This is a genomic window from Halomonas sp. LC1, assembly GCF_030247125.1.
Taxonomy (GTDB): Bacteria; Pseudomonadota; Gammaproteobacteria; order Pseudomonadales; family Halomonadaceae; genus Vreelandella.
In genome coordinates, this window is record NZ_JASSPG010000002.1 from 199832 (window position 1) to 215177 (window position 15346).

The 15346-nt window shown below is 58.9% G+C and carries 11 protein-coding genes; 9 read left to right on the top strand and 2 right to left on the bottom strand.

What is annotated here, in order from left to right:
* The first annotated feature begins 164 nt into the window (after positions 1-164).
* The 8 genes from QIT27_RS03855 (at position 165) to QIT27_RS03890 (ending at position 10826) form a co-directional block, all read left to right on the top strand.
* Positions 165-1145 carry a TAXI family TRAP transporter solute-binding subunit gene (locus QIT27_RS03855; protein ID WP_159343072.1) on the top strand — a complete coding sequence of 327 codons (981 nt, stop codon included), beginning with the start codon at positions 165-167 and terminating at the stop codon, positions 1143-1145.
* A gap of 135 nt (positions 1146-1280) precedes the next feature.
* Entirely contained in the window at positions 1281-3881 is a 2601-nt protein-coding gene (locus QIT27_RS03860; RefSeq protein WP_159343071.1) for a TRAP transporter permease, read from the top strand.
* Positions 3882-3891: 10 nt separating this feature from the next.
* Complete coding sequence (locus QIT27_RS03865; protein WP_159343070.1) at positions 3892-4320, top strand: universal stress protein; 429 nt, start codon at positions 3892-3894, stop codon at positions 4318-4320.
* A 282-nt stretch (positions 4321-4602) separates the two neighbouring features.
* Entirely contained in the window at positions 4603-5424 is an 822-nt protein-coding gene (locus tag QIT27_RS03870) for a DUF2189 domain-containing protein (protein WP_159343069.1), read from the top strand.
* Positions 5425-5609: 185 nt separating this feature from the next.
* The gene (locus tag QIT27_RS03875; RefSeq protein WP_285263155.1) at positions 5610-6101 is read left to right on the top strand and encodes a putative pterin-binding protein; all 492 of its coding nucleotides are present in this window, start codon (positions 5610-5612) and stop codon (positions 6099-6101) included.
* Positions 6091-8337, top strand: a complete 2247-nt coding sequence (locus QIT27_RS03880) for an ATP-binding protein (protein ID WP_285262941.1) — start codon at positions 6091-6093, stop codon at positions 8335-8337. Before QIT27_RS03875 ends, QIT27_RS03880 begins: the two co-directional genes overlap by 11 nt.
* Positions 8321-9475, top strand: a complete 1155-nt coding sequence (gene nosP / locus QIT27_RS03885) for a nitric oxide-sensing protein NosP (protein WP_502875187.1) — start codon at positions 8321-8323, stop codon at positions 9473-9475. The genes QIT27_RS03880 and nosP overlap by 17 nt, the downstream gene beginning before the upstream one ends.
* On the top strand, positions 9453-10826 hold the full coding sequence (locus tag QIT27_RS03890; protein WP_285262943.1) for a hybrid sensor histidine kinase/response regulator: 1374 nt from the start codon (positions 9453-9455) through the stop codon (positions 10824-10826). The genes nosP and QIT27_RS03890 overlap by 23 nt, the downstream gene beginning before the upstream one ends.
* Here the strand turns inward: QIT27_RS03890 and QIT27_RS03895 are convergent.
* The gene (locus tag QIT27_RS03895) at positions 10823-11503 is read right to left on the bottom strand and encodes a response regulator (RefSeq protein WP_285262944.1); all 681 of its coding nucleotides are present in this window, start codon (positions 11501-11503) and stop codon (positions 10823-10825) included. The genes QIT27_RS03890 and QIT27_RS03895 overlap by 4 nt on opposite strands.
* A gap of 117 nt (positions 11504-11620) precedes the next feature.
* On the opposite strand from QIT27_RS03895, the gene exaC reads away from it, so the two are divergent.
* On the top strand, positions 11621-13141 hold the full coding sequence (exaC, locus tag QIT27_RS03900; RefSeq protein WP_159343065.1) for an acetaldehyde dehydrogenase ExaC: 1521 nt from the start codon (positions 11621-11623) through the stop codon (positions 13139-13141).
* A gap of 69 nt (positions 13142-13210) precedes the next feature.
* On the opposite strand, the gene betT is transcribed toward exaC, so the two are convergent.
* Positions 13211-15250, bottom strand: a complete 2040-nt coding sequence (gene betT / locus QIT27_RS03905) for a choline BCCT transporter BetT (protein ID WP_285262945.1) — start codon at positions 15248-15250, stop codon at positions 13211-13213.
* Positions 15251-15346: the final 96 nt, after the last annotated feature.

Genomic DNA, 15346 nt, shown 5'->3' on the forward strand with positions numbered 1-15346 from the left:
ATTAGCTTTTTTTTCGCTAAAGTAGGAACAGTCGGCACTAAATGCCGAGGTTGATAACAGACTGTCTTGACAACGTTTTGGAACCGAAACACCTGAAGGGAACCGTTCTGCAGGTGGCTTCAAAGCGCATAACGCTCACAACATCAAGATAAAGAGGTGTGTTCATGAAACGCCATGTATTTTCTACCGCGGCCTTCTCAGGCGCGTTCATTGCTGCGGCAACCTTTGCCTCTCCGGCCGTTGCCCAGGAGCGCTACATCACGATCGGTACCGGCGGCCAAACCGGTGTTTACTATGTCGTTGGCCAGTCGGTATGCCGCATGGTCAACCGTGGCAGCGATGAGCACAACATCCGCTGTAATGCCCCGTCCACCGGTGGCTCCGTGGCGAACGTCAATGGCATGAAGAGCGGCGAGCTGGACATGGGTGTTGTACAGTCCGACGTTCAGTACCGTGCTTACCACGGTGAAGCCAACTTCGAAGAAGAGGGCGCTTGGGAAGACATGCGTGCCGTCTTCACCATGCACGGCGAGCCGCTGACCGTGGTGGCCCGCGCGGATTCCGGTATCGAGAACATCAGCGATTTCCCCGGCAAGCGCGTCAACATCGGTAACCCTGGTTCTGGCCAGCGTAACACCATGGATGTCGTCATGGATGCGTTCGGTTGGGACGAAGATACCTTCGCCCTGGCGTCGCAGCTAGATGCTGCCGAGCAGGCGGCTGCCCTGTCTGACAACAACATCGATGCCATGGTGTACGTGGTAGGCCACCCGAATGGCTCTATCCAAGAAGCGACCACCACCATCGACGCGCGTCTGGTCTCCGTCACCGGTGAAGAGATCGACGGCCTGATCGAAGAGTACCCCTATTACACTCGTTCCGTGATTCCGGGTGGCCTCTACCGTGGTAACGACGAAGACGTCGAAACTTTCGGTGTGGCGGCAACCTTCGTTTCTTCCACCGCTGTTGATGAAGACATCGTTTACGAAACGGTGAAAGCCGTCTTCGAAAACTTCGATCGCTTCAAGCGTCTGCACCCGGCGTTCGAGAACCTGAACGAAGAAGACATGATCTCTGACGGCTTGACCGCGCCGCTGCACGATGGCGCAGCGCGTTACTACCGTGAGCGTGGCTGGATTGAATAAGTCGTAAAAAGAGTGACGCTATTGACGGAAGGTGAGTAGCGTCGCTTTGAGTTGCAAAGCGCGGGCACCTTGGGTGTCCGCGCTTCTTGTTGAGAGCGCTGATTGTCAGCGCTGACCATTAGGCAGGGCAAGCGTATGCGTGATGACAAACACCCTTCGGCAGCCGCTGAGAACGACCTGGAGGATATGGTCGCTTCCAGCGATACAGGGGCACGGAAACCCCTAGGCGTACCTGGAAAGCTGCTCGTGAGTATTGCAGCCATCTGGTCGCTGTTTCAGCTATGGATTGCATCGCCACTTCCCTATATCGTTGGCTTTGGCGTGTTTAGCGCCACGGAAGCGCGCTCGATTCATTTGGCGTTTGCGCTCTTTTTAGCCTTCATGGCGTACCCCGCCTTCAAGCGTTCGCCCCGTGATCGTGTGCCGCTGGCCGACTGGGTCCTGGCAGCGGTAGCGGCGTTTTGCGGCGCCTACCTATTCATTTTCTATGCCGATTTGGCCCAGCGGCCTGGGTTGCCGATTACCCAGGATATCGTCGTGGGCGTCGTTGGCATATTGATGTTGTTAGAAGCCACCCGTCGTGCACTGGGGCCGCCTCTGATGGTCGTGGCAGCGGTGTTTATTGCGTACTCCTTGTTTGGCCCTTACATGCCGGGCATTTTGGCTCACCGTGGTGTGAGTCTGGGCGGTTTGATCAACCACCAGTGGCTGGGCACCCAAGGCGTGTTCGGTATTGCGCTGGGGGTTTCGACGAGCTTCGTGTTCCTGTTTGTGTTGTTCGGGGCATTGTTGGATAAAGCGGGTGCCGGTAACTATTTCATCAAAGTGGCCTTCTCGCTGCTTGGCCACTTTAAAGGCGGCCCGGCCAAAGCGGCGGTGGTGGCGTCTGGTATGACCGGCTTGATCTCGGGGTCGTCGATTGCCAATACCGTGACGACCGGTACCTTTACGATTCCGATGATGAAGCGAGTCGGCTTTAGCGCTGAGAAAGCGGGCGCGGTGGAAGTCTCCTCCTCGGTGAACGGCCAGATCATGCCACCCGTCATGGGGGCAGCGGCGTTCTTGATGGTAGAGTACGTCGGTATTCCCTACGTCGACGTGATCAAACACGCCTTCTTGCCAGCGCTGATCTCCTATATCGCGCTGATCTACATCGTTCACTTGGAAGCGCTCAAGGCCAATATGAAAGGCCTGCCGTCCAGCAACCCGGCGCGTCCTCTACTAAATAAAGTGATTGGTTTCATGACCGGCTTATTGCTGCTCATGGGGCTCTCGATTGCCGTTTACTATGGCCTGGGTTGGCTAAAACCCGTGCTGGGTGAAGCGACTCCTTGGGTCGTCTCCGTCGGTCTAGCGATCGTCTATGTGGCGCTGCTAAAAGTGGGAGCCAACTACCCCGAGCTGGAGATGGACGATCCCAACTCCGAAGTCGTGACACTGCCGCAAACCCGCCCGACGGTCATGGTCGGCCTGCACTACATTCTGCCGGTCGTGGTACTGGTGTGGTGCTTGATGGTCGAGCGTCTGTCGCCTGGACTGTCCGCGTTCTGGGCCACCATGTTCATGATCTTCATCATGGTCACTCAGCGTCCGATCATTGCGATCTTCCGCGGTCGCAGCCAGATGGCCGCCGATATCAAAGAAGGCTTTAAAGACCTGTGGGATGGCCTGGTCACCGGCGCGCGCAACATGATCGGTATCGGTATCGCGACGGCCACTGCCGGTATCGTGGTGGGTGCGGTATCGCAAACCGGCGTAGGCTTGGTACTGGCGGACGTCGTCGAGATTCTCTCCGGTGGCAACCTGATGATGATTCTGCTGCTGACGGCCCTGCTAAGTCTGATCCTGGGCATGGGCTTGCCGACGACGGCGAACTACATCGTGGTGTCGGCGCTGATGGCGCCGGTGATCGTGCTGCTGGGTCAGCAAAACGGCCTGATCGTCCCGCTGATTGCCGTTCACCTGTTCGTTTTCTACTTCGGCATCATGGCGGATGTCACACCGCCCGTAGGCCTGGCCTCCTTTGCGGCGGCAGCCGTGTCAGGAGGCGATCCACTGCGCACCGGCTTCCAGGCGTTCTATTACAGCCTGCGTACTGCTGCCTTGCCGTTCCTGTTCATCTTCAACACGGATTTGCTGTTGATCGATGTCACGGTGGTGCAGGGCATTCTGGTGTTCATCGTCGCGACCATCGCCATGTTGATCTTCGCCGCGGGCACCCAAGGTTACATGCTCACCCGTAACCGTTGGTACGAGTCGCTGCTGCTGCTGCTAGTTGCCTTTACGCTGTTCCGTCCCGGCTTCTGGATGGACAAGATCCACGACCCCTACGAGTCGGTGCCGCCTGCTCAGTTCGCTGAGGCACTAGGCCGAGTCGATGATGGAAGCAACCTGCGCGTGCAAATTGCCGGTGAGGACGATTTCGGTGCGCCCATGACCACCTATGTCCTCGTTCCCGTACCGCGCGGTGACACGGGGGAAGAGCGCATGGCGAACCTGGGCATCGAGCTTTACGAAGACGGTGACCAAACGCTGGTCGATTTCGTCGAGTTTGGTAGCCAAGCGGCCGAATTGGGCTTCGATTTCGACCAAGAGATCCTCGAAGTGTTGGCCCCGGTGGATCGCTGGACCAAAGAGTGGATGTGGCTGCCTGCTCTGGGCATCTTTGGCTTGGTCGTGGTGATGCAGCGCCGCCGTCGGCGTCAAGAGCAGTCCAACGAAGTGGCCGCTGCCTAAGGAGGTTGCCATGTACCATAAAGTGCTACTGCCCGTGGACTTGAACGAAGAAGCGTCATGGAAGAAAGCGCTGCCTACGGCGGTGACCCTGTGCCAAACCTTTGGGGCATCGCTACACGTGGTGACGGTACTGCCGGAATTCAAAATGCCCATGGTGGGCGCTTATTTTCCGAAAAACTTCTCTGAAAAAGCGCATGTGGCCATGAAAGAGGCGCAGCACAAATTCATTCAAGAGCAGGTGCCGGAAGGGATCAAGACCCAAAGTGTGATCGTCGATGGCTCGCCTTGGGAGGCCATTATCAAAGTCGGCAAGAAAATCGATGCCGACCTGATCGTGATGGCGTCGCACACCAAACGTAAGTTCGTCGATTACGTGCTTGGCCCCAATGCGGAGCATGTCGTTCATCATGCCAAGATATCGGTGATGATCGTGCGCTGAACGCCGTCTACCCCACGAAGCTCCGGGCCATTGGCCTGGAGCTTTTTTTTGTCGTGAATATCACGACACGCTAACGCATCGAATTAATTGTCGTTAAGAGCGCCAGAGGAGGATTTTTTGTACTGAGTGGCGGGAAAGCCCTTCACGTGACACTGGCTCAGCTACATTAAAAGAACATTAAGCCATTAACGTTGGATTAATGGTGTCAACACACATGGTAGCTATTTACCTTGGTGCTTGGGTCAGTGACAGCCATTTGGGGTAAATCATAGGAGTTACGCCATGAATGCAGTAACAACAAAAACTCACGGCCAATCAGCCGATGCGCCCAACGTTAAAATCATCATCAACAAGGTCGGCATGGACAGGCCTAAAGCCTGGCTCGCTGCAGGCGTCGAAGATTTTCGCCGTGCCTCGGCCATCAGCTTGTCCTACGGCATGTTCTGGGTGGGGTTGAGTATCGCCATTACGCTGGGTGCCTACACCTTGGGCTACTGGCACTGGTTGCTGCCCATGATTGCTGGCTTCATGTTCATTGGGCCGCTCGTGGCGGTGGGCTCCTACGGTATCAGCTTAGCGCTTGAACGCGGCCGAGTTCCTAACTTGGGCGACGCGTTCGGTAGTTGGCGGCCGCATGCGGGTCAGCTCGCCATGATGGGTGTGATGATGATGATCTTCTTTTTGGCATGGATACGTCTCGCCACACTGCTCTTTGCGCTCTTTTTCGGATTCGAAGTGCCCAGCCCAGCTACGCTCTACACGGCGCTGGTCACAACGCCCGAAGGGCTTAGCATGCTTGCCGTCGGCACCGTTGCCGGTGGCGTTCTGGCCTTTGGTGCTTTTGCCATCAGCGTCGTCGCCATTCCTACGCTCATGGATCAAGACCTCACGTTCATGGAGGGCATCGAAGCCAGCGTGCGCTGTGTGGCCCGCAATTTCCGCCCCATGCTGCTATGGGCCGCCATCCTGACGGGCTGCGTACTGGTGGGCGTCATGACGTTCTATATCGGTTTGGCGCTCATACTGCCCGTTCTCGGCCACGCGAGCTGGCACGCCTACGAAGAACTGGTACGGTTCGAGCCGGTGGAAAAACTCAAAACCTAACGAAGGCAACCTTCGCGTTACGCTCCGCTTACCAAAAAAGTCGACATTCAACTGACCAATGAATCGAGATGGCGTACCCTAACGCCATCTCTTTTTTATTGCCTTGCGCTTGCGACAGCCGTCGCGTCGCTCAGGCACTACGATACGAGGAGTCAGTAGTGAAAGCGTTGTTATTGGGGTGGACTATGCTGGCGTTCAGCATTCCCCATACGGGGCTAGCGGACGCGGCAGAGACGGGAACACTGGCAACGCCTAGTGGGCCGGTGATTCTCAAGATAGAGGGAGAGGTGACAGCGGCCAACGTCGACGACGAGGCCCATTTCGATAGTGCCATGTTGAGCGCTTTGCCTCAGCATGAGTTCACCACCGGTACGCCGTGGACCGAAGGCACGAGCCACTACCGTGGACCGCTGATGCGCACGCTGCTCGAACACGTCGGGGCAGAGGGCGATACCATTAACGTGGCGGCGTTGAATGGCTATGAAGCGGAGATTCCCACCGAGGATTTTTACGACTACGACGTGATTTTGGCCCTTGAGCGAGACGGACAGACCATTCCCATCCGCGAATATGGCCCGTTATGGGTGCTTTACCCCTTCGATCATGACGAAGCGCTGTTGAGTGAGCGTATGCGCTTCAGAGCCGTGTGGCAGGTCATGCACATCCATGTCCACTAGTGAGTCTGCCGCACGGGCGCCCCGCCTGCTGCGCTACCCGCGTCGCCTCAAGCTGGTTGCCATCATTACCGTGCTGCTGTTTGCGGCGGCGTTGGTGGTGGCTGGCTTATCGGCTTGGCGCCAGGACAACTTGACGCAAAGCCTGCGTGAAGATACCGCCTGGGTGGTTTACAAGCTCGATCGTGACGCCGTGCAACTGCTCAACCATTTGCTGGCAGAGACCCGAGGCCCTTTATCACCGGCCGCCCAGGACGAGCTCAATCTCCGCTTCGAGCTGCTCTACAGCCGTATCACCCTGCTACGCGAAGGGGAAGTCAGCTCGCTGTTGCAAAGTATTAGTGCCGCCAGTGAACTGCTGGACCACATTCAGCAGCAGCTCGACACCCTCGACCCCATGTTCGAACCCCACGAGTCCATGGCTCGGCTGCCCGTCACGGCGTTGGAGACCGAGCTACAGGCGCTGACTCGACTGACCGAGCGCTTGGTGATTACGATCAACGGCTATTTAGCGGAGTCTGCCACCGAAGAGCGTGCGCTTCTGAGTACGCTGTATAAATTACTGATTTCTTTGCTGATTGGAATGAGCTTCGCCGTGCTGACGGTCATTGTCTTTCTGGTGCGTGAGATGCGCGAGAGCGCAGCAGCGCGACGGGAGCAAGAGCAGCTCAGTAAACAGCTTCAGGTGACGGCAAAGCAGGCGCAAGCCGCCAACCATGCGAAATCGGACTTTCTGGCCATGGTCAGCCATGAAATTCGCACGCCGCTCAACGGCGTGATTGGGATGAGCGAGCTGCTGCGCGAGCCCGCCAGTCCCGCCCAGGTCGAAGACTACGCCCGTACCATTCACGAGAGTGCCAACCAGCTACTCGCGATGATCAACGAGATTCTCGATTTCTCCAAAATCGAGGCCGGCCATTTGACCCTGGAAACGTCGCCGACCGAGCTTAAGCCGCTGGTAGAAGGGGTCATGGCGCTCTTTGAACCCAGAGCGCAGGCAAAAGGGCTTCAGCTGTCGCTGCACGTGGACCCACTGGTGCCAGCCTGGGTGATGATCGACGCGGGGCGTTTGCGGCAGATCCTGCTCAACCTCATTGCCAATGCGATCAAGTTCACCGACTACGGCAGCGTCTCGATTCGGGTGTCGTCGACCGTCGAGTATCTCTCGTTCGACATCACCGATACCGGCTGCGGGCTCAATAGCGAACAGCAAGAAACGCTTTTCGAACCCTTCCAGCAGGCGGATGAAAGCGTTGCACGTCGCTATGGCGGCACCGGTTTGGGCTTGGCCATCTGTAAGCGGTTGAGTGAAGCCATGCAGGGGCGGCTGGGCGTTAACAGTACGCCGGGCCAGGGCAGTACTTTCTGGTGTGAGCTGCCGCTCGTCGAAGCGACCCCTGTCACGACACCGCTGCCCGCCGAGCCTACGCGGGACTTTGGCGGCACGTCGCTGCTCTTGGTAGAGGATAACGCGGTCAATCGCAAAGTAGCGGTGGGGCTACTATCACGGTTGGGCTGCGAGGTGGTGTGCGCAGAAAATGGCCGCGACGCTCTGGCGATGGTGCAGCGTCAGCAGGTGCATCTCATCTTCATGGACATTCAACTGCCGGATATCGACGGCATCACCGTCACGCAGCAATTGCGGGCGATGGGGGGCTGGTGCAGCGAGGTACCCATCGTGGCGATGACCGCCGGTGGCGCTGAGGATGATCGTCGACGCTGTCTCGCTGCGGGCATGAATGACTACATCACCAAGCCGCTCTCGCTGCTAGCCCTGGGTAACGTGTTGGCGCTGCAGCTCTCGCCCACGCAGACGCCCGTCGCCCCCGCGCGCTTGGCGTCCACGCAGGAAGGGAATGACGCGGCTCTGCTCAATGAGGCGACACTGGCAACGCTCATTGGCTCGCTAGGCCCTGACAGCGTCAACCAACTGGTGGTGCTCTACCACCAGCAGGTGAACGACTACATCCCCCAGCTTGCGGGCTATTTTGCGCCCGGCAGCCAGCCCGATCGCAAACACTGGCATCAGGTCCAGCGGCTGGCGCATCAGTTACGGGGGGAATCCGTGAGCATAGGTGCCGAGCTGCTTGCCGTTCAGGCCAAACGGTTAGAAACCATGGCTGCCCATGATGAGGCATCGTTGGCGTCGCTGGACGCCTGTTTCAACGCGCTCCGCCACTGTGCGGCACGTACTCACGCTGCGCTGGAGACATGGCGTCGTGATCACCAGCTTCACTAACCGTGGCCTGATCGCGGCTGCGAGCCGTGAGGCCGACCCGCAGGTGGCTGCCCATGCGCTGGCGGCCGAGTTGTGTCATGAGCACGCCGGTTTCGTGCTGTTTTTTTGCAGCGCTGAGTACCCGCTGGATCGGCTGGCTGATGCGCTCTGTCAGGCATTTGGTGAGCTGCCCGTCAGCGGCTGCACCACGGCGGGCGAGCTAACGCCCGATGGCTATGACCGTGGTTCGATCGTTGCCATCTCCTTCGATCGACGCTTTTTTGCCGTCGAAACCGCGCTGATCGATGACCTGGATCATTTCGATTTACCCGTCGCGCAGCCGCTGGTCGATGCGCTCTTGGAGCGCTGCCGTCGACAAGCCGTGGCTCCGGTCAACGAACACAGCTTTGCCCTGACACTGCTGGATGGTCTTTCAAGCCGCGAGGAGCAGGTACTGGCAACGCTGGATGCGGCACTCGGGCGTATTCCAAGCTTTGGAGGTTCCGCAGGCGACGACAACCATCTCACCCACACCCATGTGTATGCCAACGGGCGCTTTCATACCCGAGCGGCGGTGGTCGTCATGATGAATACTCGGCTGCCGTTTGACGTCTTCTCTACCCACCATCTTGAGCCGCTCGAGCATAAGCTGGTGGTCACCGGGGCGGACCGGGAGCGTCGCCGCGTACTTGAACTCAACGGTGTACCCGCCGCCGAACTGTATGCTGCTCTGGTGGGCTGTCCGGTCGAGGCGTTGGCACCGGCGGTCTTCGCCCGACACCCGCTGGCGGTGCACTTGGGCGGCCAGCACTACGTTCGCTCGATTCAGCGGGTCAATGACGACGGCAGTCTAAGCTTCTACTGCGCGGTCGAGAATGGCATCGTGCTCACCGCTATGCAGCCCACGCCGCTGCTGGACGATTTAGCCCGCATGCTGCAGCGCCTAGAAGCCCGTCTAGGCGAACCTGCCGCCATCATTGGCTGCGACTGCTTTTTAAGGCGCATGGCGCTGGAGTCGCTGGAACAACTCGACCAAGCCTCCGCGCTGCTGCGTCGGGCGAGGGTGGTCGGTTTCAATACTTACGGCGAGCAGCACCATGGCATGCATGTGAACCAAACCTTTACGGGGGTGGCGTTTGGCACTCTTCCAGCTCTCTGATTCGTCGCCACGGGACGACGATGTGGCAGCCCTGCGCGAAGAGAATCGGCGCTTGCGCAGCGTGTGTACGGCGCTCATGGAGCGGGTGGAGGCTGGCGGTGCTCCCAACGGTGCGCCTTACGCCGCGTTCGAACGCTCCGTGCTGCTCGCCGAGCAGGTGCGCGAGCGCACCGACGCGCTGCACCGCACGCTGGATGAGTTGAGTCAGGTCAACGCTCGGCTGTTGGCCGCCCATGCCGACGCCCAAGCGGCCAATGAGTCGAAAACCAAATTCCTAGCCGCAGTCAGTCATGACCTGCTTCAGCCGCTCAACGCCGCTCGACTGTTCGCCAGTGCCCTGGAAGCCCATGCGCTGCCGGCAGCGTCCCAAGCACTGGTCGGCCATATTGGCCGGTCGCTGAAAGATGTCGAAGGGCTGCTGGGAACGCTGGTGGACATCTCCCGTCTTGACGCCGGAGTGCTCCACGCCGATAAAGCGCCCTTTGCCGTCAACACGCTGCTGGATGCGTTGGCTGAGGAGTACCGCCAAGTGGCCGGGGTTCGCGGTCTCAGCCTGCACTACGTCCCCTCCCTGGTGTGGGTGGAATCCGACCTGGCGCTGCTGGCTCGGGTTGTGCGTAATTTTCTCAGCAATGCGGTGCGCTACACCGAACATGGCCACTTGCTGTTAGGTTGCCGCCGCCGCCGCGACGGATTGGAGATCATGGTCGGGGATACCGGCCCGGGTATCCCCGAACCGCAGCGTCAGGCGATTTTTTTGGAGTTTCGCCGCGCCAGCCAGCCGCAGGCGAACCAGAGTCGCGGGTTGGGGTTGGGATTGGCCATCGTGGATCGCATTAGCACGATGCTGGGCCACCCCGTTCGGTTGGCCTCTCGACTGGGCCACGGCTCTCTGTTCTCCATTTTGGTGCCCTATGCCGACATCGGCGAGGACAGCGCCGTCCCGTCGCGAACGTCCATCGAGTGGGATGACGATCCCTTGCAAGGGTGCGTCGTCTGGGTGGTGGACGATGATCCGGCCATTACCGAAGGCATGCAGGCGCTCCTGGGCAGTTGGGGATGCCGGGTACGCGCGGCCGCGACGGTGAGCGCGTTGGAAGCGGCTAGCGACGGTGAACGTCCCGCCGTTCTATTGGTGGATTATCATCTCGGCGACCATCGAGAGAACGGCATCGACCTCGCTGCTCGACTGCGTCGACGCTACCCAGGGTTAGCCGCCGTGGTGATCACTGCCAACCATGAGGCCGCCGTGAAGCGTGCCACCCGCGAAGCAGGGATCCACTGTCTGCTAAAACCGCTCAAACCGCTGCGTCTCAAAATGTTGCTGGGCACGCTGTTGGAGAGCCGTTAACGCACCGGACGTTTCGCAAGATAACCGCTTAAATCTTCCTCGCCAGCCATGACAATGGCGTGCACTCGGCTGCTCGCGCCGAGCTTACGCAAAATCGCCGATACATGGGTTTTGACCGTGGTTTCAGCGATGGCAAGTTCTCGGGCAATCTGCTTGTTCGACATGCCCTGGCTCATGCAGCTCAACACATCCAACTGTTTTTCGGTCAGCCGAGGTAAGCGACTCTGGCGGTCGTCCGAGAGTGTCGCGCCGGGCGCCGAAGGAGGCCTGGGAGGAGGGCGGCGCATGATCTCGGCGGGCAAATAGAGCTGCCCTTGGAGGATTTGCTGCAGAGCGGCAAGCAGCTGCTCCCGTGGCGTCGATTTTGGGATATAGCCCACTGCCCCTAGCGTAATGGCATCGAGCACGAGCTGGCGCTCCTGATGGGCAGAAACGATGGCGACCGGCAGCCAGGGAAACGTCTCGCGAAGCGCTTTCAGCCCCTCTAGCCCGTCGGCATCCGGCAGGCTCAAATCGAGCAACAGCAGGTCCAGCCCCTCTTGCGCTTCGATACGTGCGATGGCCGCGGCAAGGCTGTCGGCTTCGACCAGCTCCGTATCGGTGAAGCCGCTGCGAATCACCGCGTGCAGCGCATCGCGGAACAGCGGATGGTCATCTGCCACTAACAGCGAGTACATGGCGTCTCCTACCAAGGAATGAGGGTGCGTCCTGCCATCGGGCTATATCGTGAATGGCGTGAGTGGCCAACACTGGGTAGGCACCTTTTAATAATCATAATACTCAGGAGCAGTACCATGATCTACGCCAACCCAGGTGAAGCGGGCTCTGTTGTGTCGTTCGAAAAGCGCTATGGCAACTACATCGGCGGTGAATTCGTCCCCCCGGTGAACGGTCAGTACTTCGACAACATTAGCCCAGTGAACGGCAAAGTGTTCTGTGAAATTCCCCGCTCTAGCGCTGAAGATATCGAAAAAGCGTTAGACGCGGCCCATAAAGCCGCTCCGGCGTGGGGCAAGACCTCGGTACAAGAGCGCAGTAACATCCTGCTCAAAATCGCCGATCGCATCGAGCAAAACCTCGAAATGCTGGCCGTGGCCGAAACGTGGGATAACGGCAAAGCGGTGCGTGAAACCCTCAATGCGGACATCCCGCTGGCCGTCGACCACTTCCGCTATTTCGCCGGCTGCCTGCGCTCCCAGGAGGGCACCGCCGCCGATATCGACGCCAACACCGTGGCGTACCACTTCCACGAGCCGCTGGGCGTGGTGGGGCAAATCATCCCTTGGAACTTCCCGATTTTGATGGCAGCGTGGAAGCTAGGTCCGGCGCTGGCGGCAGGTAACTGCGTCGTTCTCAAGCCCGCCGAGCAGACCCCTGCTTCCATTTTGAAAGTCGCCGAGTTGATTGGCGACCTGCTGCCGCCGGGCGTACTCAATATCGTCAACGGTTTTGGCGCGGAAGCCGGTCAGGCGCTGGCGACCAGCAAGCGCATCGCCAAGATCGCCTTTACCGGTTCGACGCCGGTGGGCTCGCATATTCTGAAGTGTGCGGCAGAGAACATCATTCCCTCTACCGTCGAGCTGGGCGGTAAGTCCCCCAATATCTACTTTGCCGACATCATGAACGCCGAGCCGACGTTCATCGACAAAGCAGTAGAAGGACTGGTGCTGGCCTTCTTCAACCAAGGGGAAGTGTGCACCTGCCCGTCGCGGGCGCTGATTCAAGAGAGCATGTACGACGAGTTCATGGCGAAAGTCATCGAGCGCACCAAAACCATCAAACGGGGTAACCCGCTGGATACCGACGTTCAGGTGGGCGCTCAGGCATCCCAAGAGCAGTTCGACAAGATCATGTCGTACATGGATATCGCCCGGGACGAGGGCGCCGAGTTCCTCACCGGCGGTAACAAAGAGACGCTGGATGACAGCATCAACAGCGGTTACTACATTCAGCCAACGTTGTTGAAAGGCACCAACCAGATGCGTGTCTTCCAGGAGGAGATTTTTGGTCCGGTGGTCGCCGTGACGACCTTCAAGGACGAAGAGGAAGCGCTGGCGATTGCCAACGATACCGAGTTTGGCTTGGGGGCGGGCGTGTGGAGCCGCGACATCAACGTGGCCTTCCGCATGGGCCGTGGCATTCAAGCGGGCCGCGTCTGGACCAACTGCTACCACCAGTACCCCGCCCACGCTGCTTTCGGCGGCTACAAGAAGTCGGGCGTGGGTCGTGAAACCCACAAGATGGCACTCGAGCACTACCAGCAAACCAAGAATCTGCTGGTGAGCTACGATATCAACCCGCTGGGCTTCTTCTAAAGCGCGCGAGTACGGCAAGCACAAAAAACCCCGGTCAATAGACCGGGGTTTCTTATTGGGCGAGTGCCGTTACAGCTGAGCATCCTCTGGCGGTTCGCCAATGGTGCCCGGCATGGCCTGTACGTGGCCACCTGCCAGGGTGAGGAAGTGCAAGTGGCGCTCGTATTCGGCCACCAAATCCCCAATCACCTGACCCCGAGTGTAGCCATTGAGGTCTTTCTCCTGACCGCCTTCGGCAAGGTACACATCCAGACGCACGTAGAAGTCATCGTCTGCTGGAATAAAGCTCGGTGTCCGCATGCGGTGCGGGCAAACCTGGTAGACAAAGCTTGTTGCGTCACCAAAGTCGACCTGAAGCGTCAGCGTGGGCAGCGACTCCCCCTCGACCTGCTCTTCGGTGACGTTAGCGGCCTGACCACGGCTCTCCAGCTCCTGGGCAAACTGTGTCATCGCGGGGCGAATCGAGTGCTGAATGGTCGCCGCGGCACCGGCACGGTTGGAGGTGTCCAGCGCGCGATCCAAACGCTCCCGCCAGTCGCCACCCGGGGCACCGCCCGCAATCATGCGGCGTGCGTCGGCTTTGCTGCCTTCCAGCTTCAGCGCTTTATAGGTGCCCACCATGATGGCAAAGATCACCACCGAGAAGGGCAGCGCCGTAATCACGACTGCGCTTTGTAGCGCGTTTAAGCCGCCTGCCATGAGCAGAGCCACGGTAATCAAGCCAATCACGGCCGACCAGAAGATGCGCAGCTTCACCGGCGCATCGTGGTTCACGTCGCTTAAGATCGAGGTGAAGTTGGCCAATACCAGCGCACCCGAATCCGCCGAGGTAATGAAGAAGACGATACCCAACACGGTCACGACGGCGGCGGTAATGCCCACATAGGGGTAGTACTCAAGCAGCGTATACAGCGTGGTTTGCGGTGAGTTCAGCGCCTGTTCGCCCAGCTCGACAACGCCCTGGTTGGCGACCAGCTCGATACCGCTGTTACCGAAAATGGACATCCACACCATCATGAACGACAGCGGAATGAACAGCGCACCGGCCACGAACTGACGAATGGTACGACCGCGAGAGATACGCGCCAGGAACAGGCCTACGAAAGGCGTCCAGGCGATCCACCAGCCCCAGAAGAAGATGGTCCACCACATTTTCCACTCTTGGGCGCCTTCATCGGCAAAGGCGTAGGTGTCGAAGCTGGCAGACACGAAGCCAGAGAGATAGTCGCCCGCGTTGTTGACCACCTTATCCAGCAGCACCAGGGTGTCGCCGGAAAAGAGCACGAACAGCATCAGCGCCAGGGCCAACAGCATGTTGAACTCGGAGAGGCGACGAATGCCTTTCTCGACGCCGGTGACTACCGAGATCGTGGCGAGTACGACCACCAGCACGATCAAAATGACCTGCACCGTCAGCGTTTCCGGCACGTCGAACATGTAGTTTAGGCCGTAGTTGAGCTGAATCACGCCAATGCCCAAGCTGGTGGCAATACCGAACACGGTCGAAATGACGGCAGTGATATCGACGGCGTTGCCAATCGGGCCGTGAATGCGCTTGCCCAGCAGCGGATAGAGCGCGCTGCGAATCGCCAGCGGCAAACGGTGACGGTAGCTGAAGTAGGCCAGGGCCATGCCCATCAGCACGTACAGACCCCAACCGGAGAGCCCCCAGTGCAGGTAGGTTTGTACCACGGCGTTGCGCATGGCCTCTTGGCTTTCAGGAGTTAGGTCCGGCGGTGCCAAATAGTGGGCAACCGGCTCGGCAACGCTGAAAAACAAAAGGTCAATGCCAATGCCTGCGGCAAACAGCATGGCCGACCAGGAGAGTAGCGAGAACTCAGGCCGTGAGTGGTCGGGGCCAAGGCGGATGCTGCCGTAACGGGACATGCCGATGATCACCACGAACACCAGATATGCCACAATCGCCAGCATGTAGTACCAGCCAAACGTTTTGCTCACCCAGGCAAGGCCTGCATCGAAGAAAGCGCCTGCTTGCTCGGTGAACAGCATCGTCATGATCAAGAACACGAGAATACCGGCGACGCTGCCGTGGAAAACCACGGGGTTCAAGCGGTCTCGTGAGGGGAGGACGGGGTTGTCTTTCGCCATGGAGGCGGACTCCTGTTGTTAAGACAAAGATGAGAAACACGTTATTTTTGAATGAACGTTCAAATAAAATACGCGCTTTAGGCGTTCACTTCAAGT

Coding starts and splice junctions, on each gene's coding strand:
- QIT27_RS03855 (WP_159343072.1), top strand. CDS start 165: ATGAAACGCCATGTATTTTCTACCGCGGCCTTCTCAGGCGCGTTCATT.
- QIT27_RS03860 (WP_159343071.1), top strand. CDS start 1,281: ATGCGTGATGACAAACACCCTTCGGCAGCCGCTGAGAACGACCTGGAG.
- QIT27_RS03865 (WP_159343070.1), top strand. CDS start 3,892: ATGTACCATAAAGTGCTACTGCCCGTGGACTTGAACGAAGAAGCGTCA.
- QIT27_RS03870 (WP_159343069.1), top strand. CDS start 4,603: ATGAATGCAGTAACAACAAAAACTCACGGCCAATCAGCCGATGCGCCC.
- QIT27_RS03875 (WP_285263155.1), top strand. CDS start 5,610: ATGCTGGCGTTCAGCATTCCCCATACGGGGCTAGCGGACGCGGCAGAG.
- QIT27_RS03880 (WP_285262941.1), top strand. CDS start 6,091: ATGTCCACTAGTGAGTCTGCCGCACGGGCGCCCCGCCTGCTGCGCTAC.
- QIT27_RS03895 (WP_285262944.1), bottom strand. CDS start 11,503: ATGTACTCGCTGTTAGTGGCAGATGACCATCCGCTGTTCCGCGATGCG.
- exaC (WP_159343065.1), top strand. CDS start 11,621: ATGATCTACGCCAACCCAGGTGAAGCGGGCTCTGTTGTGTCGTTCGAA.
- betT (WP_285262945.1), bottom strand. CDS start 15,250: ATGGCGAAAGACAACCCCGTCCTCCCCTCACGAGACCGCTTGAACCCC.